22 protein-coding genes and 1 pseudogene are annotated in these 23,429 nt (G+C 62.2%); 10 read left to right on the forward strand and 13 right to left on the reverse strand.

Going from position 1 to position 23,429, the window contains the following annotated elements:
• Positions 1 to 82: 82 nt before the first annotated feature.
• Both ACFQ6H_RS22785 and ACFQ6H_RS22790 read left to right on the forward strand, forming a co-directional pair.
• Positions 83 to 1,042 (forward strand): hypothetical protein, encoded by a 960-nt coding sequence (locus ACFQ6H_RS22785; protein ID WP_378648764.1) that lies wholly within the window; start codon positions 83 to 85, stop codon positions 1,040 to 1,042.
• A gap of 48 nt (positions 1,043 to 1,090) precedes the next feature.
• Entirely contained in the window at positions 1,091 to 1,747 is a 657-nt protein-coding gene (locus ACFQ6H_RS22790; protein WP_378545612.1) for a DUF3105 domain-containing protein, read from the forward strand.
• 34 nt (positions 1,748 to 1,781) lie between these two features.
• Here ACFQ6H_RS22790 and ACFQ6H_RS22795 read toward each other — a convergent pair whose 3' ends face one another.
• Together ACFQ6H_RS22795 and dapB are read right to left on the reverse strand one after the other, a co-directional pair.
• Positions 1,782 to 2,246, reverse strand: a complete 465-nt coding sequence (locus ACFQ6H_RS22795; protein WP_283303888.1) for a hypothetical protein — start codon at positions 2,244 to 2,246, stop codon at positions 1,782 to 1,784.
• A complete protein-coding gene (gene dapB / locus ACFQ6H_RS22800; RefSeq protein ID WP_378533533.1) occupies positions 2,243 to 3,007 on the reverse strand; it encodes a 4-hydroxy-tetrahydrodipicolinate reductase in 765 nt (254 codons plus the stop codon). The genes ACFQ6H_RS22795 and dapB overlap by 4 nt, the downstream gene beginning before the upstream one ends.
• A gap of 102 nt (positions 3,008 to 3,109) precedes the next feature.
• On the opposite strand from dapB, the gene ACFQ6H_RS22805 reads away from it, so the two are divergent.
• A complete protein-coding gene (locus ACFQ6H_RS22805; RefSeq protein ID WP_378648767.1) occupies positions 3,110 to 5,149 on the forward strand; it encodes an ATP-binding cassette domain-containing protein in 2,040 nt (679 codons plus the stop codon).
• Positions 5,146 to 5,880, forward strand: coding sequence for an energy-coupling factor transporter transmembrane component T family protein (locus ACFQ6H_RS22810; protein WP_378449847.1), 735 nt, complete (start codon positions 5,146 to 5,148; stop codon positions 5,878 to 5,880). The genes ACFQ6H_RS22805 and ACFQ6H_RS22810 overlap by 4 nt, the downstream gene beginning before the upstream one ends.
• Here ACFQ6H_RS22810 and ACFQ6H_RS22815 read toward each other — a convergent pair.
• Entirely contained in the window at positions 5,831 to 6,502 is a 672-nt protein-coding gene (locus ACFQ6H_RS22815; protein WP_378545618.1) for a TetR/AcrR family transcriptional regulator, read from the reverse strand. The two genes, ACFQ6H_RS22810 and ACFQ6H_RS22815, sit on opposite strands and share 50 nt — an antisense overlap.
• Positions 6,503 to 6,727: 225 nt before the next feature.
• Between ACFQ6H_RS22815 and ACFQ6H_RS22820 the strand changes: the two genes are divergently transcribed.
• On the forward strand, positions 6,728 to 7,675 hold the full coding sequence (locus tag ACFQ6H_RS22820) for a metal-dependent hydrolase (RefSeq protein WP_378648769.1): 948 nt from the start codon (positions 6,728 to 6,730) through the stop codon (positions 7,673 to 7,675).
• On the forward strand, positions 7,675 to 8,835 hold the full coding sequence (locus tag ACFQ6H_RS22825; RefSeq protein ID WP_378648771.1) for a hypothetical protein: 1,161 nt from the start codon (positions 7,675 to 7,677) through the stop codon (positions 8,833 to 8,835). Before ACFQ6H_RS22820 ends, ACFQ6H_RS22825 begins: the two co-directional genes overlap by 1 nt.
• Positions 8,836 to 8,888: 53 nt before the next feature.
• On the opposite strand, the gene ACFQ6H_RS22830 is transcribed toward ACFQ6H_RS22825, so the two are convergent.
• Positions 8,889 to 9,938, reverse strand: coding sequence for a biotin/lipoate A/B protein ligase family protein (locus ACFQ6H_RS22830; RefSeq protein ID WP_378648773.1), 1,050 nt, complete (start codon positions 9,936 to 9,938; stop codon positions 8,889 to 8,891).
• Between the two features lie 276 nt (positions 9,939 to 10,214).
• On the opposite strand from ACFQ6H_RS22830, the gene ACFQ6H_RS22835 reads away from it, so the two are divergent.
• Positions 10,215 to 10,370, forward strand: a complete 156-nt coding sequence (locus tag ACFQ6H_RS22835) for a hypothetical protein (protein WP_003942131.1) — start codon at positions 10,215 to 10,217, stop codon at positions 10,368 to 10,370.
• Between the two features lie 19 nt (positions 10,371 to 10,389).
• On the opposite strand, the gene ACFQ6H_RS22840 is transcribed toward ACFQ6H_RS22835, so the two are convergent.
• The 3 genes from ACFQ6H_RS22840 to ACFQ6H_RS22850 all read right to left on the reverse strand — a co-directional run bounded on the left by ACFQ6H_RS22840 (position 10,390) and on the right by ACFQ6H_RS22850 (position 13,017).
• A complete protein-coding gene (locus tag ACFQ6H_RS22840; protein WP_378648775.1) occupies positions 10,390 to 11,205 on the reverse strand; it encodes a MerR family transcriptional regulator in 816 nt (271 codons plus the stop codon).
• Positions 11,206 to 11,257: 52 nt separating this feature from the next.
• Positions 11,258 to 11,764 carry a VOC family protein gene (locus tag ACFQ6H_RS22845; RefSeq protein ID WP_378648777.1) on the reverse strand — a complete coding sequence of 169 codons (507 nt, stop codon included), beginning with the start codon at positions 11,762 to 11,764 and terminating at the stop codon, positions 11,258 to 11,260.
• A 71-nt stretch (positions 11,765 to 11,835) separates the two neighbouring features.
• Entirely contained in the window at positions 11,836 to 13,017 is a 1,182-nt protein-coding gene (locus ACFQ6H_RS22850) for a GDSL-type esterase/lipase family protein (protein ID WP_378648778.1), read from the reverse strand.
• Positions 13,018 to 13,125: 108 nt separating this feature from the next.
• Between ACFQ6H_RS22850 and ACFQ6H_RS22855 the strand changes: the two are divergent.
• Positions 13,126 to 13,697 (forward strand): annotated as a pseudogene (locus ACFQ6H_RS22855) (TetR/AcrR family transcriptional regulator).
• A 175-nt stretch (positions 13,698 to 13,872) separates the two neighbouring features.
• On the opposite strand, the gene ACFQ6H_RS22860 reads toward ACFQ6H_RS22855, so the two are convergent.
• The 4 genes from ACFQ6H_RS22860 to ACFQ6H_RS22875 all read right to left on the reverse strand — a co-directional run bounded on the left by ACFQ6H_RS22860 (position 13,873) and on the right by ACFQ6H_RS22875 (position 18,443).
• Positions 13,873 to 14,781, reverse strand: a complete 909-nt coding sequence (locus ACFQ6H_RS22860; protein ID WP_378648780.1) for a tyrosine-protein phosphatase — start codon at positions 14,779 to 14,781, stop codon at positions 13,873 to 13,875.
• 325 nt (positions 14,782 to 15,106) lie between these two features.
• Positions 15,107 to 16,696 carry an amidohydrolase gene (locus ACFQ6H_RS22865; RefSeq protein WP_378648782.1) on the reverse strand — a complete coding sequence of 530 codons (1,590 nt, stop codon included), beginning with the start codon at positions 16,694 to 16,696 and terminating at the stop codon, positions 15,107 to 15,109.
• Positions 16,696 to 18,189, reverse strand: a complete 1,494-nt coding sequence (locus ACFQ6H_RS22870) for a sodium:solute symporter (protein WP_378545642.1) — start codon at positions 18,187 to 18,189, stop codon at positions 16,696 to 16,698. Before ACFQ6H_RS22870 ends, ACFQ6H_RS22865 begins: the two co-directional genes overlap by 1 nt.
• Positions 18,186 to 18,443 (reverse strand): DUF3311 domain-containing protein, encoded by a 258-nt coding sequence (locus ACFQ6H_RS22875; RefSeq protein ID WP_378545645.1) that lies wholly within the window; start codon positions 18,441 to 18,443, stop codon positions 18,186 to 18,188. Before ACFQ6H_RS22875 ends, ACFQ6H_RS22870 begins: the two co-directional genes overlap by 4 nt.
• 192 nt (positions 18,444 to 18,635) lie before the next feature.
• Here ACFQ6H_RS22875 and ACFQ6H_RS22880 point away from each other — a divergent pair, with 192 nt between their 5' ends.
• Entirely contained in the window at positions 18,636 to 19,805 is a 1,170-nt protein-coding gene (locus ACFQ6H_RS22880) for a PucR family transcriptional regulator (RefSeq protein ID WP_378648784.1), read from the forward strand.
• Between the two features lie 51 nt (positions 19,806 to 19,856).
• On the opposite strand, the gene ACFQ6H_RS22885 is transcribed toward ACFQ6H_RS22880, so the two are convergent.
• A complete protein-coding gene (locus ACFQ6H_RS22885; protein WP_378648786.1) occupies positions 19,857 to 20,777 on the reverse strand; it encodes an alpha/beta hydrolase in 921 nt (306 codons plus the stop codon).
• Between the two features lie 180 nt (positions 20,778 to 20,957).
• On the opposite strand from ACFQ6H_RS22885, the gene ACFQ6H_RS22890 reads away from it, so the two are divergent.
• A complete protein-coding gene (locus ACFQ6H_RS22890; protein WP_378648788.1) occupies positions 20,958 to 22,421 on the forward strand; it encodes a glycoside hydrolase family 5 protein in 1,464 nt (487 codons plus the stop codon).
• Between the two features lie 51 nt (positions 22,422 to 22,472).
• Here the strand turns inward: ACFQ6H_RS22890 and ACFQ6H_RS22895 are convergent, their stop codons facing one another.
• Positions 22,473 to 23,135: a GAP family protein gene (locus ACFQ6H_RS22895; RefSeq protein WP_378648789.1), complete on the reverse strand. Its 663-nt coding sequence runs from the start codon at positions 23,133 to 23,135 to the stop codon at positions 22,473 to 22,475.
• Positions 23,136 to 23,429 lie beyond the last annotated feature (294 nt).

The following is a 23,429-nucleotide window of genomic DNA, read 5'->3' on the forward strand; positions in this document are numbered from 1 at the left end:
CTTTTCTGACAAACCGAGACGGACGTCCAGTATTGTCTGGGTACTAAGTCCCGATTTTCGGCCAGAAGGACTCCATTGTGATGTGGAAATTGTGATGTGGAAACGCGCGCTTGCCCATTCGATCTCCGCGGCTGCCGGCTCGGTTGCTCTCGCCGCCGCAATCGTCGGCGTTCACGCTGCTCCGGCGGCGGCGCACCAGGCCTCGCGCGTCTTCGACGCACTGTGCACACCCATCGATGCGGGCCTTTCCGAGCTGTCCGGACTCACCGTCACCGCGGCCGGGATGTACGCAATCGGCGACAGCGGCTCTGACGATCGCGTCGCCGAACTCGATTCGAACTGCCACGTTCAGCGCTGGATCAATGTGGGCACTCCTCGCGTCGATGTCGAGGATCTCTCGTCGACTCCTGACGGCCATCTGTGGCTGGCAGACATCGGCGACAACAACGCGGTACGAACGTCGATCGGGCTGATCGAACTCGATCCGACTTCAGGTACCGCTACCTCCTACCCCCTTGTTTATCCAGACGGGGCGCACGACGCCGAGACACTGTTGATCCAGAGCGACGGCCTTCCCGTCATCGTCACCAAGGACTATTTCGGCGCAAGCGTCGTCTACACAACCGCTGAGCGACAGCATGTTCAAGATCTGAGTACGTCGTCGCCGACCATATTGGCCGAAGTGGGCCAGCTGATGATGACACCCACCCTCACTTCCGGTGGGCCGGTTCCTCATGCCGGCACGATGGCCGTCACGGGCGGCGCTGTGAGCAAGGACGGCACGGTAGTAGCGCTTCGCACGTACACGGACGTCTACCTGTATTCAGCTCCCGATGGTGATGTCGTGAAAGCGTTGACCACCAAACCGATTCGTGTTCCCCTTCCCGACGAGCCACAAGGTGAAGCGATCGCGTTCGACGCTGCGGGTGATCTGATCAGCGGTTCCGAGGCATACAAAGGGCCGTTGCCGCCGCTGCGAATTCTTCGCGGTGCCAGTGACATCGCACTGTCGGGCGGTGCGAGCGGCTCTCTCGGCTCGTAGTCGATTCACGTCCCAGGGAAACCGATCGGACGCCGCTATCATGACCGAGTGAACAAACAACTTCGAGCGACAGTGGCGATCTCGGCAGTTCTCGCGCTGGCTTCGTGCGCGAATTCCGTCGAAGGAACACCTCGTCCGGATGCGTTTGTTCCGAGCGTCGACAACCCGGATCCGTCCGAAGCCATCGACGGAGTTGTCGCGGTCGATTACCCAGCCGCTCAACACGTACGCCCGAACGAACGTGTGGCGTACACGCATTCACCGCCTTTCGGCGGCCGTCATGATTCGGTCTGGGCAAACTGCACCGGAGTTGTTTATCCGCAAGCGATTCGGACCGAGAATGCGGTTCATTCTCTCGAACACGGAGCTGTGTGGATCACGTACAACCCCGACCTCGTCTCGGGCGAGGATCAGACCCGCTTGGCGCAGCGAGTCGAGGGCATGAGCTACACACTGATGTCGCCGTACCCGACCCTGGATTCGCCGATCTCGCTGCAGTCATGGGGCCGTCAACTCAAGCTCGACAACGCCGAGGACGCTCGCATCGATCAATTCGTCTCGGCATTGCGGGTCAATCCGAACACGTATCCCGAAGTGGGCGCGACGTGTTCGGTGCCGGTAACGAGCTTCGACCCGAACAACCCGCCGCCATTCGACCCCACCACTCCGGATCCGTCTTCTCCCACAACGGTTCCGGAGCGCTAGCACCTCACCGATCCCCTGGTCTCAGCAGAGGAAACTACTTGCCTCGCGAACGACGTTCCAGTTCCACTGCCCGGCGCATGGTTTCCCGCGCCCGGCTTCGATCACCGGCGTAGTCGTAGGCGCGAGCGAGTCGGAAGTTCTGCTTCCAGTTGTCCGGATCTGCTTCCCAGTCGACCTTGATCTGAGCGAACAACTCGTCGGCGGCCGCTCGCTCGATCCGACCCGAAGGCAATTTCGGAAGCGAAGAGGCGTCGACCGTGAGGCCCTCGTCGTGGATCTGCTGCGCGAGACGCTGGTGCGTGAACCCCGCACGGAGCGTGGCGATGACGAGCCACAGCCCCAGGAACGGCAGGATCAGCACTCCGATCCCGAGACCGATTGCGGCGCCACCGCCGTCCTGGATGAGCTGGATTCCGCGCTGACCGAGCAGCACGAAGTACACCGCGAGCGCGATACAGATCGCAACGATCAGCGCGAGGGTGCGGGTGGTCTTGTTCATAGATCGAGGAAGGAATCGATACCGACCGTCAGACCCGGATGCGAACCGATCTGACGAACACCGAGCAGAACGCCCGGCGCGAACGAATTCCGATCGATGGAGTCGTGCCGAATGGTCAGCGTCTCGCCCTGCGTTCCGAGAATCACTTCCTGATGCGCAACCAGGCCGGCCATGCGCACGGAGTGAACCCGGACGCCGTCGACGTCGGCTCCGCGCGCACCCTCGAGTTCGGTCGTGGTGGCGTCAGGACTGCGTCCAACGCCTGCTTCCGCGCGAGCCTCGGCAATCATGGCGGCCGTTCTGTATGCGGTGCCCGAAGGCGCGTCGGCCTTGTTGGGATGGTGAAGTTCGATGACCTCGACGGAATCGAAGAAGCGCGCCGCCGCGGCCGAGAAACGCATCAACAGCACCGCACCGATGGCGAAGTTGGGCGCGATCAGAACACCCGTTGCCGGCTGGGCGTCGAGCCAGGACTGCACAGTCGCGAGCCGGGACTCGTCGAAACCGGTGGTGCCGATCACAGCGTGAATTCCGTTGGCCACGAGGAATTCCAGATTTCCCATGACGACGTCGGGGTGAGTGAAGTCGACCACTACCTGAGTGCGGGCGTCGACGAACGTCTCGATGCGATCACCGGTGTCGACCTGCGCAACAAGTTCCAGATCGGGAGCAGCTTCCACTGCCTCGCAGATCGCTCGACCGACCTTGCCCTTGGCTCCCAGAACCCCGACCCTGATGGGTGCTGCACTCACGTCTTCCACGCTCCGTCCGATGCATTGTTTGAGGTGAAGCCTACGCAATCGCGCTGATGCGCTCACCATCAGTCGGGCAGGAGTTATGTCACCACTGGCACACTGGATGTGGTGAGCAACCGTCCGCAAGTCCGCGAAACCGGCAGCCTTCGACCACTCGAGTTGGCAACGGGTGCCGTCATGGCCGGATTCACGGTCGCGTTGTCCGTCATCGCCACGGTCATCCCCATGGCCAGCGCCCTCAACCTCGTGGCTGCGGTTCCGATGGGAATTGTTGCCCAGCGCTTTCGGGTCCGTGCGGTAGTGACGGCCGGAGTGTCGGCTACTGCGGTCGCCTTTGTCGCCGCCGGTTCCGGGTCAGCATGGGCGGTGGCACTGTGCGCCCTCCTCGGCGGAATCATCGGCACGGTCAAGCGACGTGGTCTCGGCTTCATCTCCGCATTGCTGTCGTCATTTGTCATCGGGCCGGCGCTGGCGTTGTTCTCCATAGTCTTGTTGCTTGTTCTCGCGCCCCTGCGCAACTTGTTCCTGAACTCGCTCGAGAACACCGCGCTGGGTGTGTCCACAATCTTGAAGCGTGCGCCCTCCCTGGTCGGGGCAGCCGAGTGGATCGAGAACAGCATCGGCTCGATCATCGACTACTGGTGGTTGTGGATCGCCGCGTCGATCATCTCCGGGATCGTCCTGAGCACCGTCGTCTCCTATTTTGTCCTCGGTGCCGTCCTCGATCGATTGGCTGCACTCCCATCGTCCGACCCTCTCGAGACAACACCCGACGACCGTCCGATCGATCCGTTGCCGGTGACTTTCGATCACGTGGGCTTCACCTATCCGGGTGCATCGACGCCGGCCCTCGTCGATGTCAACTTCACAGTCCGACGCGGAGAGTTCGTCACTGTCGTCGGCCACAACGGCTCGGGCAAGTCCACACTCACCCGGTTGCTCGCCGGTCGCGCACCGACCGTCGGGGCCCTGACGAGGCCCGGGTCCGCCGGCCTCGGCCGACAGGGCGGAACCGCCGTCGTCTTGCAACGACCGGAGAGCCAGATCCTCGGAACCCGCGTCGCGGACGACGTCGTCTGGGGGCTTCCCCCAGAGTCACATCCCGACGTCGATGCACTGCTCGCTGAAGTAGGGCTCGCCGGCATGGGTATGCGCGAGACCTCGGGGCTCTCCGGTGGCGAGATGCAACGTCTGGCAGTTGCTGCCGCTCTGGCGCGGCGCCCCGCTCTCCTGATCGCGGACGAAGCCACCGCGATGGTCGATCAGGCCGGCCGGGAGGAATTGGTCGCACTCCTCGCCGAACTTCCACGACGCCATCCCATGGCCGTGGTACTCGTGACACATCACCACGCCGACACCCGCGCGGCAGATCGGGTGATTCAACTGCAACGCGGACGGCAGATCGACCACCAACCCGGTTGGATGACGTCGACGTTTGCAGGTCCGCCCGCGGCGCCCTGGCCGGCCGGCACTCGCACGGTCCTCCAACTCACCGATGTGACGCACACCTACAACGACCGGACTCCGTGGTCGAGACGTGCACTGTCGGAGGTGAACCTGACCATCGGCGACGGGGACGGGCTACTGATCCTGGGCGGCAACGGCTCCGGTAAGTCGACCCTGGCCTGGATCATGGCCGGCCTGATCACACCGAGCAAGGGAACCGCAGTCTTCGACGGCAAACCTGTCTCGCGCCAACTAGGCACCGTCGGGCTCACGTTCCAACATTCGCGGCTGCAATTGCAACGCCGAACCGTCGCCGATGACATCGAGGCCGCCGGTGGTCCGGAGATCGGATCCGTACAAGTGTCCTGGGCGCTCGACGCCGTCGGACTCGACCGTCACATCGCCGGCCGCAGTATCGACGAGTTGAGCGGCGGGCAGATGCGACGCGTCGTGCTGGCCGGTCTCCTCGTCCGCCAACCCCGAGTGCTCATTCTCGACGAACCTCTCGCCGGTCTCGATCCACCCGGCCGCCACGAAATCCTGAACGTACTCCGCTGGATTCGTCGGAACGGAACAGCAGTTGTCGTCATCTCCCACGACGTCGACGGCATGGATGCCGTGTGCAGCAGAACGATTCGACTGTCGCAGGGTCGCATACTCGATCCGTCCGCCGGCGCAGCTTTGGAAGGATCGACAACGTGACCACCCTCCTGCGTGAAGTTCCGACTTCTTCTCCGGTCCATCGACTGTGGGCCGGAACGAAGATCGTGGCCGTCGTACTCGTCAGCATCGTGGTGGTTGTGACACCGTCCTGGCCGACGATCGGCGTCGTGCTCGGACTGCTGCTGCTGACAGCGGTGATCGGACGCATTCCCCCGACAGCAGTTCCCCACCCTCCGTGGTGGCTGTGGGCGCTTATTCTGCTCGGCGCATTGATCAACCTTCCGATCGGCCTCGACGCGGTGTTCCTGTACCTGCAAGCCGTGACCTTCGGCCTTGTATTGCTCTGTGTCTCACTGATGTTGGCGTGGACGACGTCGATGAGCGATGTGGCCCCTGCCCTGGCCACTCTGGGCCGACCGCTTCGATTCTTCAAGATTCCCGTCGACGAGTGGGCGATCGCGACAGCCCTCTGCATTCGTTCGCTTCCGCTGTTGATCGACGAGATGCTCACTCTCGTTGCAGCACGGCGACTGCGCCCGAAAGCTGTGGTGAACAGCGCTGCCGACAACTCGATAGTCGACCTGATCACCACAACCATGTCGGTGGCAATTCGGCGATCTGCCGAAATGGGCGAAGCGATCTCCGCTCGCGGGGGCACCGGATTGATCGCGGCGTACCCCAAGCGCCCTCAGCTGGCCGACCTGTTCGCCTTGGTCGTAGTCATTGTTGCGTGCGCGAGCGCGGTCGCTTTGACGATAACTCTGCGCTGACCGGGTCACTCTTCATCGAACCCGACTGCGCGATGATCGCGGAACCCATCCAGCGTCGTAAGTATCGCCGCAGTTCCTCATCGCTCCGCTTCGGATCGCCGGGCGCGAGGAAAAACGACTGCATAGTCCGCAGGACGTATTCGACCAGTTCCTGAAGTGATGCGTCGTCGTATCCGTAGCTCAGCCAGTCCACGTCGAAGCGGGTGATCATCGCCATTCCGAAGGCCTGCGCCTCCTGAGAGGTCAGACCTTCGGGATGAAGACTCGAATTCGTGCTTGTGAGCAGAATGCCGAGATGGGGCGTTCGGTGGACCTGGGTCAGGGTGTAGACGACACCCTCGGTCATCGCCTCGACGGGGTCTTCGATGCCGCTCACGTGCGTGGTCAGTCGATCGAGATAGCCGTCGACCGACGCGATCGCAGCTGCCCTCATCAGAGCGTCGGCGCTGGGAAAGTATCGATACACGGTCTGCCGGATCACGCCGAGTGACTCGGCGACGTCGCCGATGCTGATTTCCGAACTCGTCCGTCCGATCAGCTCGACCGCGGCCTCGACAATGCGACGAGACGCATCTTCGTCACTGTCCGGTGGATTGCCGCCCCACCCACGCCTTCGTGCCACTGCCCACTTCCTCGCTCGAACGAGGCTCGAACCATGTCTTTGCGCTCGAAGTCCAAGAGCCACAGGCTAACACAGGCGACATTTGCATCCGGACCGCTCGAATTTCCCTCCGTCGACAAAAGTGAACATACAACTGCACACCAATATGTATGATTACCGCCACACGTGGCTTCCAGTGCCAGAGCGGCCACCTGACCAGCCCCTCCGAAAGACGAGGTTCGACAAGTGACCAACCTTCAGCCCCGAAAGATGGATTTCGGATTCGAGGATCATGACGTTCCCTTCCTGTGGAACCCGGAGAACCCGGCCTGGTCGAGCATGTCCAACGCGGTCTCGTTCCTGGCCATCGGTTTCGAGAAGATGATCGTGAAGATGATCATGCAGACCAAGTCGAGGATCAGCGATCCGGAGGTCGCCGAGGAAGCCGTGGCATTCATGCGTCAAGAAGGCCATCACTCGACCGCGCACCGCCAGCATGTGAAGGCTCTGATCAGGCGATACCCCGGACTGCAGAACACACTCGACGCCGTGATCGGTGAATTCGATCTACTGACCGAGGCAACCTCGCTGAACTACCGGCTCGCATACACCGCTGATCTGGAGGCGACCTTCACTCCGGTGTTCAAGCTGATGCTCGACAACGAGGCGACCTTGTTCCGCCCGGGAGACGACCGCGTCGCGTCGCTGTTCATCTGGCACTTCGTCGAGGAGGTCGAGCATCGCAGCTCGGCTCTGATCATCTTCAATTCCGTTGTCGGAAGCGAGCTTTACCGGATGCGGATGGCACCGTCGATCTTCGCGCACGTGATGAAGGTGATTCGTATCGCCTGCGCAGGCTTCAACCAGCACGTTCCGCTCTCCGAGCGGCAAGTCGACTCACTGTCGATGTTCGCCACCCACCGCACCAAGCAGAAGGTTCTGACGTCGTTCGCTCCGTATCTGACCAAGGGCACGATGCCTCGCGCCTTCGATAACCTTCGACTCGGAGAACAACTCGTCGCACTCGGCGGTGTCTTCCGCAGCCAGATGCCCAATCACAACCCGGACCTCGAGAAACTCCCCGCACTCGCCGACCAGTGGTTCAAGCGTTACGACGACGGCTACGACTGCACACGCTGGTACACCGCCGAATCTCAGGCACAAGCCGAGTCGATCACGTCAGGGGCCAACTGATGGCAGAACACTGCTCCCCTACGTTCTCCCAGCTCGCAACAGAACTCGGTTTCTCCTGTCAGGAAGCAGGTGGACTCGTCGAGTTCCGTAACCCGGCGGCGCTGGAGAACTGGACCCTGCCCGTCCTCGAATGGACCATCATCGTCGGCTCGGTGCTCGCACTGGTCCTGGCGATCGTGCGGTTGCGCCGCAACGGCGACCCCACCAATCTGGTTCTCTGGTTCGGCGCCACCGCCTACCTGTTCATCATCGAGCCTCCGCTGTACTTCCCGGCGGCGTTCGGCATCGAAGAACAAGTGGACACGATGTTCGCGCACAACGTGTTCACCGTCGACTTCATGTGGGGTCGACTGCCGCTGTACATCGTTGCCATCTATCCACTGATGGCGACGTTGGCCTTCGAAATAGTCAGAATGCTGGGCGTTTTCCGCAAATACGGTCCACTACTGGGCGCAGTCTGCGTCGGCTTCGTCCACCATGCGTTCTACGAAATCTTCGATCACCTCGGACCCCAGTTGCGGTGGTGGGAGTGGTCGACGTCGAACCCGATCAACCAACCCATGTTCGACGCGGTTCCACTTCCCAGCGTGGTCGTCTTCGCCGCGCTGTGGCCCATGTCGCTGGCATTCTGCGTCCAGTACTTCGTCGGACGGCACGTCGATGCCGGCAAGCACTTCTCCGGGCTTCAGTTGGTATGGCGCACCATCGTGATCGGCCTGCTGGCCTCGCTGGGTACGTTCATCCTCCCGCTCCCGGCGACGGTCTTCGGGATGGGCAGTGACACCGTTCGTGGGTTCCTCTACGCCGCTGAACTTGCAGTCCTCACAGTGGTCGCGATCGTGGTTCTCGTCCGCCAATGGACGCACCTGCGCTCGGCAGAATCGAACACTCCTGTACACACCAACAGGTTCGTGCAGATCTACAGCGTGGTGTACCTGGTTGTCATGGCCGTCCTGTGGGCGAGTGCGCTTCCCGACTTCTTCGACGCGGTCGACGGTTCCACCAGCGCGGGAGATCCCATCGGGAACCTCTGGTACACAGTGGCGTGCTTCGTCATCGCAATCCTGTGCGTGAGCGCAACTTTCACCATTCCGAAGCGGAACTCCGGGACGGCCGACGCCGAGCTCCTCGGGGCAAACTCAGCGACTCCGGCTACCTAGGCGACCGGGACGAGACCGCTCGGGTCTCGTCCCGGTTTCTCGGTTTCACGGCGTCACGGGACGCGGTGAGTCCACTCTTCGGTTCTGAATTTCGTCTCCACCAGCTTGCGCGCCTGCTCCAACTCCGAGTCCGTGTAATCGCTGTCGTGGGTGTCGTATTGACCTCGGAAGTGCTGCGCAAACGACTCCAGGATTGCTGCACGCGTCATTCCGGTCTGCGAACGCAGCGGATCGACGCGCTTGGCCGCACTCTTGGTTCCCTTGTCCGACATCTTTTCTCGTCCGATTCGCAACACCTGCGTCATCTTCTCAGCGTCGATGTCGTAGGCCATGGTCACGTGATGGAGCACGGTGCCGGACGCGAATCGCTTCTGAGCGGCGCCGGCGATCTTGCCCTTGTCCGAGGCGATGTCGTTGAGCGGCACATACCGAGCGTTGATACCGACCTCGGCAAGCGCTCCCATGACCCACTGATCGAGAAACGCGTAGGACTGCTCGAAACTCAAACCCTCGACCAACGACGCCGGTACTGCCAACGAGTACGTGATGCAGTTGCCTGGTTCCATGAACATCGCGCCGCCACCGGAGATTCGGCGCACCACCCCGATGCCGTGCCGAGCAGCCGCCTCGGAGTCGACCTCGTTACGCACGGACTGGAACGATCCGATCACGACCAAGGGCGAGTCCCAGTCCCAGAAACGCAATGTCGGCGGACGCTCACCCGATGCGACCTCACGCGCGATGACCTCGTCCAGCGCGACGTGCATCGCGGGATCGAGAACCACCGGCGGGATGAGGTCGAACGTGTGATCCGCCCAGCTCGTGGCGTGGCCGAGCGCTCGCCGGATCGCGATACCGACCGACTGCGGCGTGAAGCCGATCATCGAGGCGGACTCGTCGAGCGCAGCGGAGATGGCATGCGCCAACTGTTCTGCATCCGAGTCGGCGGGCATTCCGCGCAACGCCGCGTTGATGTCGTCGAGCGCGCTGTCGGGCTCGAGGAAGAAGTCCCCCGAGACTGCGACTTCGGACAGCCGACCGTCCGCCACCTCGACGTCGACCGCGACCAGTTTTCCACCAGGAACCTTGTACTCTCCACGCATCCGTCCAGCCTATCCCTGCGGGATTCTCTGCGGTGAGCGCCGTCGAAGATCACACCGCGCGCGCAGTGCGCATCTGTTCGGAAGGCAAGGCGACCAAGCAACCACACCTGTAAGTCGCTGCGGGGCAGCACAATCGCGCGGACGGGACCGCACGTGTCGACCCCTGGCAATTTGGCCGAGCAACGGCCCTGCTTCTGCCGACAGGCGAGATGATCTCTGTGGTGGGAGGATTGCCGCAACGAGCCAACTCCCTGGCGAGCCACAACGGAGGTAGACATGAAGGTCCCGGCGTTCCACTCGACGGTTCCTTCAGATCTCGACGTCTATCACGACAACGAAAGCTGCATTTTGGCCGCGCGCATCGCAGTGTCCCATCGTGCCCCCGGAGTCGACGGCCGACCGTGGTGCACTGCCTGCGCGTCTTTGGACTGACGAGCGACCACCAGCTCACTCACACCCACGTCGCCGATTCGGGGACAACCCCGTTGGCCCGAGCATTCGCATCGATGACAGCGCGGAGCCACACTGTCAGACCGGTCTCGACCTGCTCGTAGAACGCGGTGAATCCCGGATCGGCCACGTACATCCGTCCCAGACACACCTGCATCGAATGTGTGCAGTCGAAGTAAACCCCGATCGACGCTCGGTGCCGTTCTGCCAGCGAATTCGCCTCGGCGCTTCCCGGTTCGACACCGGATCGGCACGCCAGCGCCAGGTCTTCGTTGAGCATCTCGACGCAGTCGGCAATCTTCTGCCAATCCTCAGCGGTCCTACCTGCCGACCGTTCCGCGTGCTGCGCCCACTGCGCGCTGTCACCCCAACGCTCGTTCGCCTCCGGCCCCCATGACGGCTGCCAATGTCGGCCGAAGATCGACACCTGCTCGTGTGCCGGCAACAGCACACCCGACTTCCTGGCATCGATGATGCGATCCAAGGACTCGCCCAGTTCCTCCAAGTCGGCTATCCGTTGCCGCAACTCGGCGCGCTGCCCGCGCAGCGTCTCGTCCACGTGGGCTGCGGGCGCACCGAGCAATATCCCGATCTCGTCGAGCGACAAGCCCACATCACGGTAGACAAGCACCCGGCCGATGCGGCCGAGGTCCGCGTCGGTGTACAGCCGGTAGCCCCCGTCACTGCGCCCGGACGGGCGCACCAAACCGATTGCGTCCCAATGATGAAGGGTACGTACGGTTATGCCTAGTCGTGATGCGGCAGCACCGACGGTGAGAGCGCTGTCTGCGTCGTCTCCGAAGAGTTGCTCCGTCACGGCATCCAGTCTGACAGACGCGGTTCGGGAGGCCACAGCGTCAGACCGCCGCTCAGTCGTCGGGTCCGTCAATTCCCATGCCTCGCAGATGCTCGGCCTCGGCGCTGTTCGGGTCGTACGGACGAGCGGCCGTCATGATCACACGCGCGTTCTCCGGTGTCACAATCTCCAACTCCAGTGAATTCCACGGCTTCAGATGTGGACCGCTGGTGCATCCGGGCCGCAATTCCTCACACGCCTTGGCTATCTGATCGATCTGACTCAGCACACACGCAAAGCTCACGCTGACGGACGGTGGTGAATCTGCACGCTCGCCGGGCACGAGCAGAACGTCTTGAAATGCCCAGCGTCGCAGGTGCGTCAGTCGATCCGGTGCCGAAAAGAGGTCGAAGAAACCGAGCCCACGGATCCAGAAGTCGGCCGATTCGGCCAGATTCGAAGTCGGAACCGACACGAACATGGGCATTCCGTAGAGACCTCGGAACTGTTCCGGAGGCACGGCATCTGTAGCGGGGACAGGGACGGGGCTGATGTCGAATGCTGGGTAAGTATCGGTCATGAAGTCATCGTGAGCCCTCACGCTACGTCAGGGTCAAATCGTGTGAAATCCGATCGAACCGGATTGCGCGATCACACCGTGCGTGCGAATGCACCGTCGTCTGCGAATACACGTTGGGCAAAGCGTTCGCCGATGAGGCGGTGCGTCGCAGCGTCCGGATGGAGCTGATCGGGAAGCGGCAACTCTTCGTTCTCGGCCGCACCGTAGAGATCGCAGCCGTCGACGTAATGCAGATTGGGATCATCCGCCGATCGCTGGGTTACGATGCGCGCCAACTCTTCCCGAATAGAGCGCAGCGTCAGCTTTCCGGCTGCGCGCTCGGCGGGATCGCCGGTAGCAACGAATCGCATTTCGCCTCTGGCAAGCGCGTCGAAATCGAATGCACCAGGCCCAGGCGTGTCTTCGTGAATCGGGCAATAGACAGGCGAGACGACCAGCAGTGGAGCCACTGGGTGACCGTCGCGGACCGTGTCGAGGAAGCCGTGCATTGCCGACGTGAAGGCCCGCAGGCGCATCACATCGGAGTTGACCAGATTGATGCCCATCTTGATGCTGATCAGGTCAGCTGCGGTGTCTCGCATAGCGCGGGCGGTGTACTGGTCCAGCAGGGCGCTGCCGCTGAACCCGAGGTTGATCAGATCCACGCCGCCGAGGGAGGCTGCGAGAGCAGGCCAAGTGCGGGAGGGACTTTCAGCGCCGGAGCCTTGACTGATCGAGCTTCCGTGATGGAGCCACACGCGACGCTTCGTCTCGACCGCGAGTTCGAGTGGGGCGTCGGTCCGTAGTGCGACAAGTTCGGTGGTTTCGTTGTGCGGCAACCAGATCTCGACAGCCTTTGATCGCGCAGGCAGGTCCACGAAGCGGATGGTGCTGACGGGTCCGGACTGCCTCTGAGCGCCACCGGTCGCCATGTCGATCGTCACCGTGTTGCCGCCCTCAGCGATTGCGTGCCCAGCTGGTTCGCCGTCGACGAGCAGGTCGTACACCCCCTGTGGCCTCGGCGGGGCACCGATGTAGATCATTTTTGTGGGCAGAGTGTCGAGTTCGATGGCCGTAGCGCTGGTTCGGAACACCAGCCGCACTCCGGACGGTTGTGATTGCGCCATTGCCATCTGCCCGTCAGCGAATTGTGTGCGAGCCCTGGCGGGCAGACGGTGTGTCAGCACACCGCGTTCGGTCCGCTCGAGCTCGAGGGCTCCGCGCACGATGTCCTCGGAAATTGCGGTAGTAATCCAGCTGCTCTGGCTGTTCATCTCATTCACCTGTAGATAAGTCGAGAAGGTTTTAACTACAGCACACAGTAATTTGCCTATACTATTTAGGCAAGCGGTTTCACTTCTCGACGAACAGGATCAACGGACATGCCTCGCGCAGGACTGACACCCGAACGCCTCGCCGTGGCGGGCGCCGAATTGGCCGACGAGGTGGGCTTCGAGCAGGTGACCGTATCGGCGGTCGCCAGAGCGTTCGACGTCAAGGTCGCAAGCCTGTACTCGCACGTGAAGAGTTCGAACGACCTCAAAACCAGAATCGCACTGCTTGCCCTGGAGGAGATGGCCGACCAGGCTTCCGACGCCGTGGCCGGTCCGGCCGCGACGCCTTGACCGCCTTCGCGAACGTGTACCGCAACTACGCGAGGGCACACCCCGGCCGATACGCCGCGTCACAGATGCGCCTCACACCGGAGGCCGCAGCTGCGAGCGCGGGCTTCAGACACTCGCAGATGATGCGATCAATTCTTCGCGGGTACAACCTCACCGATCTCGATCAGACCCACGCAGTTCGATTGCTCGGCAGCGTTTTCCATGGGTACGCCAGCCTCGAGTTGGGTGGATCGTTCAGCCACAGCGCACCGGACAGCGCCGAAAGCTGGTCCAAGATCCTCGAGGCACTCGATTCGATGCTGACCAATTGGCCAGCATCAAGTGCGTGATCAGGCTTGCTTTCTGCCAGCAAAGTGCTTGCGCCACTTGGTGATCGCACACGGCCAAGAAACCTCGGGCCCACCACAGGAGCAGTGCCACACAATTACGCGTTCCCTCAACCATCAGTCGCACTGGGACAGCAGCGGGTCCGAGTGGGCAAGAAGCCGAGGTGTGGGGCTACCCCTAGAGGAGAAGCTTGGCACGCAGAGAGTCGATAGTGCCCTGGTCGACGCCTAGGCCCTCCCGTACGTAAGTATCCATATCGCCGTAGAGCCGGTCGACCTGTGCATACGCCGCATCGAGCCACGACAGGTCCACCGCGTCGTCCCGGCCCAGGTACGTGTTCGACGCCATGAAATCAGCGCTGATGAACTCACGCGGGACACCGAGAATGGTCAGAAGGATCGCGGTACCCCAACCGGTGCGGTCCTTCCCTGCACTGCAGTGGTAGACGGTTGCGCCGTCGGAGTTGTTCGCGATCGCAGTCAGCAGGTCACGGAAGGCGACATCGGAACCACGGTAGTTGACCATGAACGGGTAGCCGATGCTCTGGCCGATGTTCGAGGTTCCCTTGACTGCGCCGTCGATCAACGCGCGACCGAGGGTCAGGGGAACGAACTCGTGGAACGCGATGCCGTGTTCGATACTGACGACGTCGGCGACCTGGTAGGTGACCCCGGCGGGGATCCGATCGGGATCCTCTACGCGTTCGGAGGCGTTGCGCAGGTCGACGTCGAGGGTCAGGTTCGCGGCGGTGAGTTTTGCCAGATCAGTCTCATTGAGCGAGCTGAGCTTGTTGGAACGGAACACCAGGCCTGTCCGGACGGTCCTGCCGTCGGTAGTCCGGTAGCCGCCGATGTCGCGGAAGTTCCGCGCCTCGTCGAGCCTCATCTCGGCGGCGGACGGCGGTGGGATCTCCGGCAGCGGCGGGTGCTCCCCGGACGATCCGAACTGGCTCGAACCCAATTGCAGGTCGTCGCTCGAGGCGGAGGCGAGAGTGGGACCGGTCAGGGCCGCACCCACGGCAACCAGTGCAGCGAGGGTGATTCCGAATGGGCGCACCCCTCGGCGGCGCGCGTAAGCAGTCGTCATTCTGATCCTCTCACTCGCTGTGCGGGAGGACCCCTCGCCCCGCAAACCACGTGCGAGATTACAAGGGCGGCGCGCTCCTCGTCCCGACTTTGCCCCAGAAACCGGACATGTGTTCAGGTGCCCGGACAGCCGCCATCATGCGGGAGGGAACACAATCCCGTCACTGCAGTGCCATCGACCACGCCGGACCCGCTCGAACGACAGACCGCGGCCGCGGCCGCGGCGGCACCGGTATCTGTCCGTCGCTGAACAACTTCACTGTCGAGCAACTGCACAAATCTCGACATCGAGCTGGTATCCGTTGCGAAGAAATCAATCTCACGAGCTACCGGCCGTCGACCATGACCAGTGCAGGCTGCGGAATGGCGATCGAAGCATCTGCCAGAGCAGCAAGAGTGCCGTCGAGTGCGACAAGGTCCGCACGGCGACCCGGCGCCAGCATCCCTGCCCGTCCTTCATCGTGAACTAAGTACGCACTGTCCACAGTCATGGCCTGTACTGCACGCTGCACTCCGATCCGTTGGTGGGAGCCAAGCACGGCACCGCCCATGGTCAGTCGATTCACAGCTGTCCTAATCGTCTGGAGGGGATCCATCGGAGTTATCGGACAGTCCGAGTGCAGCCCGAATTTCAAGCCGATCTCGTCAGCGCACGCCAGCGGGTCCAGGTTGCCGGCTCTCTCAGGACCGAGGAAACGGTCACGGTGACGATCGCCCCAATGAAATACATGGTTGACGAAAAAGCTCACCCCGATCTCGGCATCACGTATCGCTTCCAGGTCCGCAGGCCCACTGACCTGGCAATGCTCGATACGGTGCCGCGCTCGACGATTGTCGCTGCAGTGTGCACTTCGCAGAGCCGAGATAGCGGCGGCTACGGCCGCATCGCCGTTGGCGTGCACCGCGACCTGCCCTCCCTCGCGGTGGACCCGGAGAACCATGGCGTCGAGTTGCTCCTGAGGATAGAGCAGGTCACCGTGATGGTTCGGGCTGCACGTGTACGGGGTCCGCAGAGCTGCGGACAACCCTTGAATGGACCCATCCGCCCAGAATTTGGCGCCGGCCAAACGGAAGCGTGACCCTGGGTCCGGATTAGCTGCGAAAGCAATGTTCCCTCCCTCCAGTTCCGCGATCGCGAGATCACCCCGAAGGAAGCCAACCGTGTGCACGGGCATCTCGCCCATGGCGTCCAGGGCACGATAGGCGGCCAATTCCTGCATGCCCGCCGACAGGCCGACCCCGAGATCGTGCACGGTCGTGATTCCTCGCGAACGCGCCAGCGTCAAGCTACGCAGCAGCGCGGTCCGCACCTCCGCCTCTGTCAGGTCTGGGATCGCGGCGCTCAGCCGGGCCACGGCATCGATTTCCCAGGCCATCCCGGTGAGCCTCCCGTCCGCCCCACGCGGAAACTGCGAGTCCTCGGGTTCCACCGTCGATTCGTCGATACCTGCAGTTGCGAGCGCAACGGTGTTTGCCACCGCAAAGTGCCCCGAGATGTGCAGAACGATTATCGGGCGGTCAGTGCAGACTGCGTCGAGGTCATCGCGTGTGAGATGGCGACCTTCTCGAAGTTGGGTGTCGTCGTATCCCCATCCACGTATCCAGCCGTGAGTGGGAGCGGAGTTCCGTAGCGCCACTTGGATATCCGCGATCGAGGCGCACGGGGGTGTCCGGCAATCAGCCCATCCGTCAGTCAAGCCGGCGTAGGTCGGGTGAATGTGCGACTCGATGAGCCCCGGGATCACAGTTGCGCCAGGTAGATCGAGCCGACGAGTTTGCGGTCCGACGTGCTCCCCCATGTCCTTTCGACTTCCGGTGGCGACAACCAGGCCTCCATCGAGCACAAGGGCCTCCACCTGAGGTGACGCCGCATCGTGGGTGAGGATTGCATCTGCGGTGAGTAAAGTCCTGGTCATCAGATATCCGCCTTCGCGGTCGGGGTGACGGGGCAAGGCGCTGGTGCCGATCGATTTTCTGCGCGGAGGCCCGAAACCGCTTCGACAGGAGGCCACATCAGCCGGGTAGCGAACACGAACAGCACGTTCAGCACGAGGGCTGCGGCACCGATGTTGATGCCGTGGTCCGACAACCACGTCGATACCGCTCCGTGTGTGTCGAGGTACAGCCAGAGCACCACCACGTCGCCGAGTACCACGCCCATCGCGAGCGCTGCCGGTCGCAGTTTCCATCCGAAGATCATCGTCGCGAACACCACCACGGCCTGGGTCACCCCGTAGTACGCGGTGTTCACCAGCGTCAGCAGCAATTGGGGTGCGGCGAGCGTGAGGAGCAGCGAGAGGCCGAGATAGGCGACGATCACCCCGCGCACCCACACTCGCTGACTTGATTCGGGTATTCCAGGAACGATGTTCCGAGAGACGATCGAGCCGATTCCCAGCGCCGAACCACACAGAACCACGATCGCGCACAGTGCCGCACCACCCGCCACCACTCCGGTCAGCCAGTCCGGAAGCACGAGGCGGGACAGTTGCAGGAGCACCTCATTGGACTCTGCGCCCTCGAGCTTGTTCGGCAGCAACGAAATTGCGCCGAAGGCTGCAGCGACGAGGAAGGGATACATCAGCATGTACAGCGGGTTGAATCGGGCGACTCGCTTGAGGGTTGCCTCGGACTTCGCCGATAGCACCGCCTGCACGATGAACGGGAAAACGAAAAAGCCGAGTGACTGGAACACGATTGTGGTGAGCACGAAGGTCAGCGACGAACCGGTGACGGTGGATTGCGAAGCCTGTCCGGCCCCATGCGTTGCCGCATCGGCGAAGAGCTTCGTGATGCCGCCCGATTTGGCCGTGGCGGCGAGTCCGATCAAGATCGCTCCCAACAGCAGAGCTGCATCCTTGACGTAGGACACGAACGCCGGTGCTCGCACACCCGAAAGCAGGAGGAAGAGGAGAGCAAGCGCGGCGCCGACAAAAACCGCCACCGTCGGGTTGATGGTGATGCCCAGTCCGCTCAGTGCGACCTGGAGGCCGGCAAGCTGCAACTGCCCCCAGGGAATGAGGAACACTACCGAGGCAATCGCGATTGTCAGTTCCAGTCCGCGCGAGCGAAAGTGCCGCCCTGCCACGTCGGGTAGCGTCATCGCGTTGTACCGCTTGCCTGCCCGCCAGAGATAGGGCGCAAAGAAGTATCCGATCGGGTAGGCAAGCAAGATGTATCCGATGAACCAGACGCCGTAGCTTGCCCCGTGGGCGTACACGCCGCCGGGGAATCCGATGAGCGTGCCGATGCTGTACGCCTCACCTGCCCCCAGGATGAAAACCAGTACGGGACCGAACGATCGCCCACCCACCAGGTAGTCGGAGATCTCCTTCTTGCTTCCACGGCGTGAAAGCACCCCGGCGCCGAGCGCGAGGAGAAGCACGAGCGTAAATGTTGCAGCGATCATGTCGGATCCCCGATCTCGGCCTTGGCCTGAGCCAGTTCGATTCGTTCCGCTTCCTCGAAGTCCTTGCGGTCGAATAACTTCCATGCCAAATGGAGACATAGCGAAGTCAAGGGCATCCACAGGAAAAGCCACGCGAACAAAATCGGGAATCCGAGAACGGTCATTTCGGATTCGGAGAGCGCAACTATCCCGCCCAGCACCCCGACGAACGGAACTCCGATTGCGAGCAAGGCACTCTTCGCCTCGTTGGACATGATTGTGGCTCCTTAGCCGTTGATCGATCCGGAGCAGATGAGGCGAGGGGCGTTTTGCCGTCGAATCGTCGTCCGGTCTAGCGTTGAGTGTGCCTCCCGTCACTATGGCGGGACCATGGGCGAACCCCAGAATCCGCGACGCTCGTTCGTGATATTCACGGGACGCACCAAGCACGCATGAAGGAGAAGCCGGTGAACGTGTCCGACGTCGAAGAAGAGGACACGATCCGCCGGTTGTGTCGCGAGGTTTCCGACGAGCTCGAAGCGCTCACCGAGCGCGCGGTACAGCAGATTCGCAGCGAACTCCCGGCCTACTCCGCGGTACCAGTGGCCGAGCAAGGCAACTACATCCGTAAACAGTTGTCCGCAATGCTGTGTGCCGTTGCCGAGAACGAAACGTTCACCACAGAAGACACCGACCGAAACCGCGAGCTCGGGCGCCGCCGTGCGATGCAAGGGCTCCCGCTCTCCAATGTCATCGAGACCTATCACATTGCCTCTCGGGAGCTCTGGAACACAATGGTCGAGCGGTCCACGAAACCAACACACGAACTGCTGCAGGCGGGCGGCAAACTCTGGGACCTCGTTCACACTGCGACGAGCGCGGTCGCGGTCGGACACTCCGAGGCGACGCGCAGCGAGCAGGCCATTCGCGCCGGCATTCGCTACCGATTCTTCGAAACACTGCACAGTGCAACGGATATGGAAATGAGCAACGCCCGAGAGCTGGCACAAACCCTCGGGTTCGATCCACAGAAATCGTTCCAAGCGCTATCGGTCGTCGAAGACGAATGGTCAGAAGCACAAGTGGAACACCTGCAACGAACCCTGGATTCCGTGCACGTTGTCGCACAATGCAGTCGACACGGCACCCGAGTAATCGTGATGAGTCAGGGCGAACCGATCGAAGACGTTATCCACGCAATCATGCGAGATCATCCACGAACGTCAATAGGTATCGGGATGCCCCGGGTCGGACTCGTCGGCGCAGCTCAAAGCATCACCGACGCCGAGCGCACAGTGCAGTTGGCGACAGCGCCGGGCACGACGGTCAGTTTTACCGATGAATGGCTCATCGCCACCCTTGCCGCCCACCAGAAGGAGCTTCTGCCACTCCTGCAGGCTGGGGCGTCCGTGGCCGAAGAGCACTCACATCTGATGGATGCCGTCCGCGCCTTCGCCCGAAGCGGGTTCTCCGTCAGCGCTGCCGCCCGTGACATCCATCTGCATGCAAACTCTGTCACCTATCGACTCGACCGATGGCAGCATCTGACGGGATGGGATGCGCGAACCCTCGACGGCCTGATGAAATCGATGGTGAGCCTAGAGTTGTTTCATCGTCAAACACTCGCCAACATCTGACATCGGACGCAAGTCGCGTGTCCTCTGCACGCTGAACCGCGCCCGTGCTTGTCACTCTGACTCGCCGTCGAGACATTGCCCAAGCCAGGCACCTATATCCAACGCAGCGCGGCGGGCAACAGGCGTTGGATGGCTTGTAAATCCATGCGGGACATCAGGATAGAGACGCAAGTCGACGTCGTTTCCGGCCGCCGACAGCCGCGCCACCATGGCAAGGTTCTCAGCCAGGACCACGTCTTCTGATCCAACGACAACGAGGGTCGGCGGCAAGCCGCTCAGGTCGCCGAATGTCGGAGAAATATCCGGAAGAGTGCGGTCACCGACATGGCCCACATAGGCTTCGATGAAGTATTCGTCGCCGATGGTGCGGCCAGCGGGAGTCTGGGCACTGACGTCGTACGTGCCCGCTTCCAGCACCGCACCCGAAAATGACATGGCCAGACCTCGATCGCGAAGGCGCAGCAATGTTGTCATCACCAAGGTTGCTCCCGCCGACATACCACCAATGGCTAGCCTGGTCGTCCCGAACCGTTCGGCAGCGACGTCAAGCAGCCACAAAGCGACCGCCTCACAATCGTCCGGCGCTGCCGGCCAAGGGAATTCCGGCGCAAGCCGGTAATCGACGGTAACCACTGCTACTCCGACCGCGTCGGCTAGTCTCATACTACGAGCGTCAGAGCTGGCCGCTGAACTCATGTAGAAACCACCACCCGGAAGATACAGATAGACCCCGTTGACATCGCCGTCTTTCGGCGTGACTACGCGCACTGAAACGGATCGGCCCTCGATGTCGAGCGTGTGTTCAACAGCCCGGGTCGCCGTGGGATCAACCACCCTGGAGGCTCGCACCACAAGCAGTTCCTGCAGTGAACTCGGACCGACGCCGGCAGGCCGCGACTCGTAGAACGCTCGGGTACTCGCCGCATCGTCACGAGACACTCGTTCGATCAGATCGGTCAATGCAAGTTTCACCAGGGCTCCCTTGGGTCGAGACTTGTCGACAATGATCGCACCTCCAGCAGCAGCAGCACGTAGCCGACGTGTTCTCGGCAACAAGGCGACCGTGACAGGTATGAGCAAAGCGCGCCGGAAAAAGGCGTTGTCACGCTAGCCTCATCTCGGAATTGGACGTTTGTCTAGAAAGGTTTACGGATGCGCGCGCTGCTGCTTGCCACCCTTGCAATCCTGGCACTTCAGATTGCAGCTCCGGCCGCTCACGCCGCACCACCGGAATCGGGCTGGTCTCTCCCCCAACTGACTGTCGCAGATCGCACGATCAAGGACGTCGACGGACGAACGGTGTTGCTACGCGGCGTGAACGCCAACGGTCTCAACGACTACGCAACCAACGGCACCGGGCTACCCACCGTTACGCCGCTGGGACGAACGGACTTCGCGCACATGGCAGCGCTGGGCTTCAACGTCGTACGACTCAACGTCGCGTGGTCACTCCTCGAACCGACCCGCGGAACATTCGACACTGCGTACGTCGACCGCATCCGAGTAGCGGTCCAGGATGCAAAAGACCACGGCATCTACACCGTTCTCGACATGCATCAGGATGCATGGGGCCCGTACGTCGGCACCCCGAGCGACCAGTCGTGCCCGTCTTTCATGCGGCCGGGAGTCGGCTGGGACGGCGCGCCCGAGTGGGCAACCCTGACCGGCGGATGGACAACCTGCAACATCGGCGGGCTCCGGGAAGCTGCGCCGGCCATCGCCCATGCCTTCCAGGCGTTTTACGACGACGAGCAAGGAATCCAGAGTCGCTTGGTGGCGACGTGGGCGAAGTTGGCCGCGGAGTTCAAAGACGAACCCGCGGTGGCCGGGTACGACCTGTTGAACGAACCGAACCCCGGTCTGCGTGACCCCTTCACTGCAGCAGACCAGATCGGGCAGTTCTACCAGCGCGCCACCGACGCCATCCGGCAAGCCGAAGCAGGCGGGTTCCCGCACCTGGTGTTCTTCGAACCCAGTGCGATCTGGTCGGCATTCGGCTTCGACGCACTGCCCCCGCGCAAGTACCTGACCGATCCTCTGGTGGTGTTCTCGCCGCACCTCTACAGCGAATCCATCACGGTCAGTAGCGAATTCCCCGCGATCGAAGACGGATTTCGGATCGCCGACGGCGCCGCCGCCTGGTACGACGCCCCGTTGTGGACGGGCGAATGGGGTTGGTTCGGGGACGCCGACGAGCAGGGAGCAGACGTCGACCGCTTCGTCGACGCCACCGACAAGTACCGGATGGGCGGCGCGTGGTGGTCGTGGACACAAGCGTGCGGTGACCCCCACCCCGTTCGCGACGGCAATACCCACCAGCCACAGGGAAATCTGAATCGCATCGACTGCCCGTCCGGTGAATCACTGGGGCTCGTCGAGGGATTCGCCGTTCCACTCTCGCGAGCGTATCCGCGAGCAGCGCCCGGCACGCTGACGGAGGTGTCGCGCAACGGGTTTACCGGGACCGGCTCCGGAAGGGTCGAGGCCTGGTACCCAGGAACCGACCGGCCACAGCTCGAGATCACGAATCTCTCCGAGGTCCGACTGTCCCCGATCGAGGGCGGATGGCAACTGATCGGCCACGCCGACGGCGACTACGCGGTTAAACCAGCCTGATCGAACGATCATCCGGGAATTGTGCGTTCACACCACGTGAAAGAGTGGGTGTCAGAAGATTCCGCCGATTCCCTTGCCGATCAGAACAACGCCGACGACCAGGATCAACACACTCATCACCGTGGTGTTGTTGTCTTGGAGCCAGACTTTGAGATTGGCCAACGGCTCGCGCAGGCGATCAGCAGCCACCAGGTATCCGATGACCGGGATCGCGACAGTTGAGCTGGCGATGATCGTGAAGACGAGGATCGAGGTGATCACTCCGCTGGTCGCCAGCGAGGCCGAACCGATCGACACTCCGGCAGCGATGCACATGAGCAGGTTCTTCGGGTTGATCGCGGCGAGCGCGAATCCGAGGCCCAAGCCCTTGACCGCGGTCATCTCGTCGACGGCTTGCATCCACTTCGGTGTTTCGTGCTCGCCGCTGCGCCCCCGCCACTGCTTGACCCCGACCGTCAACAGGAGGACACCGAGGGCTAGTTTGATCCACGAAACCGTGGCGGACGGTCCATCGTCCGAAGTGCTGACGGCACTGGACAGAATGACGAAAAGAACTGTAGCGATGAAGATTCCGAGTAACCAGCCCACGGCGAACCCGACGCTGGTGCTACCCGCTCGCTTGGAGAGCAACATCAAGATAGTGGCGATGACGGCTACCGGCGACACGGCGACACCGACGGCCAATGGGAGAAGTTCTCCGACAACGGAACCCATGTCAAAACTCGTTTCTCATCGGGGCGCAGTCGATACCGCTGCGCGCCAATGCTGACACCCTGTGCGCCTACATCGTTTACGCCTCATTCGAAAGGGATGAGTGCCCGAACCGCCGTCCTTGATTCACTCGCGATGTGCATCGCCAACGCAAACTGGCACTGGCCTCGTCCAATCGATTGACGCGTACAGGCGCCGAAACGGTGTCGGCTGCGCTCGCAACTGAGCGCCCCCCACCCCCGCGCTGGGGTACCCCCCCACACAAAACCCAGCGCGGGGCAAACCCAAGAGGAAGGA

Origin of the sequence: Rhodococcus sp. NPDC056506, assembly GCF_042794945.1 — a bacterium.
Classification (GTDB): domain Bacteria; phylum Actinomycetota; class Actinomycetes; order Mycobacteriales; family Mycobacteriaceae; genus Rhodococcus_F.

Bases quoted from the DNA above. Each gene is read 5' to 3' on its own strand.
- ACFQ6H_RS22795 (WP_283303888.1), bottom strand. From the start codon at position 2,246: ATGAACAAGACCACCCGCACCCTCGCGCTGATCGTTGCGATCTGTATC.
- ACFQ6H_RS22825 (WP_378648771.1), top strand. From the start codon at position 7,675: ATGGCAGAACACTGCTCCCCTACGTTCTCCCAGCTCGCAACAGAACTC.
- ACFQ6H_RS22830 (WP_378648773.1), bottom strand. From the start codon at position 9,938: ATGCGTGGAGAGTACAAGGTTCCTGGTGGAAAACTGGTCGCGGTCGAC.
- ACFQ6H_RS22835 (WP_003942131.1), top strand. From the start codon at position 10,215: ATGAAGGTCCCGGCGTTCCACTCGACGGTTCCTTCAGATCTCGACGTC.
- ACFQ6H_RS22845 (WP_378648777.1), bottom strand. From the start codon at position 11,764: ATGACCGATACTTACCCAGCATTCGACATCAGCCCCGTCCCTGTCCCC.
- ACFQ6H_RS22850 (WP_378648778.1), bottom strand. From the start codon at position 13,017: ATGAACAGCCAGAGCAGCTGGATTACTACCGCAATTTCCGAGGACATC.
- ACFQ6H_RS22860 (WP_378648780.1), bottom strand. From the start codon at position 14,781: ATGACGACTGCTTACGCGCGCCGCCGAGGGGTGCGCCCATTCGGAATC.
- ACFQ6H_RS22865 (WP_378648782.1), bottom strand. From the start codon at position 16,696: ATGACCAGGACTTTACTCACCGCAGATGCAATCCTCACCCACGATGCG.
- ACFQ6H_RS22870 (WP_378545642.1), bottom strand. From the start codon at position 18,189: ATGATCGCTGCAACATTTACGCTCGTGCTTCTCCTCGCGCTCGGCGCC.
- ACFQ6H_RS22875 (WP_378545645.1), bottom strand. From the start codon at position 18,443: ATGTCCAACGAGGCGAAGAGTGCCTTGCTCGCAATCGGAGTTCCGTTC.
- ACFQ6H_RS22890 (WP_378648788.1), top strand. From the start codon at position 20,958: ATGCGCGCGCTGCTGCTTGCCACCCTTGCAATCCTGGCACTTCAGATT.
- ACFQ6H_RS22895 (WP_378648789.1), bottom strand. From the start codon at position 23,135: ATGGGTTCCGTTGTCGGAGAACTTCTCCCATTGGCCGTCGGTGTCGCC.